Below are 411 nucleotides of genomic sequence, written 5' to 3'. Positions count from 1 at the left end.
GCTTGCCACCTTCCAGATACTGTTTGATTAAAGGATGGGTTTTCCAGCGCTGCATTTCCATAAATGGATACATGTGCGGATTGGTATAGGACAGATCCACGATCATGCCCAAAGTCACCTGATTGTTTTCAGCATGGTATAACCACCAGCCGCCTGAAGAACCGGTTTCATTTAAAGGCCAGCCGGCCCCGTGCATCACCAGACCTGGCTTATGTTTGGCCGGATCAATTTCCCAAAGTTCTTTAATCCCGATCCCGTAGTGCTGTGGATCAGCATCTTTATCCAGATTGAATTTTTGGATCAGGCGTTTACCTAAATGGCCACGGCAGCCTTCAGCAAAGATGGTGTATTTGGCATGCAGCTCATAGCCCGGGGTGAAGTTATGCGTCGGTTCGCCATCTTTGCCAATGC

The 411-nt window shown here is 48.7% G+C and carries 1 protein-coding gene; it reads right to left on the bottom strand.

Annotated elements, in window-relative coordinates; all coding sequences use genetic code 11:
* The coding region (locus NI467_RS14645) for an NAD(P)/FAD-dependent oxidoreductase (RefSeq protein WP_374982227.1) at positions 1-411 on the bottom strand (411 nt) is incomplete at both ends.

The sequence above is a fragment of the Acinetobacter sp. S4397-1 genome, assembly GCF_024129285.1.
Classification (GTDB): domain Bacteria; phylum Pseudomonadota; class Gammaproteobacteria; order Pseudomonadales; family Moraxellaceae; genus Acinetobacter; species Acinetobacter lwoffii_C.
Note: the sequence above shows the minus strand (reverse complement) of the source record. Positions and strands in the feature narration are given on the sequence as shown.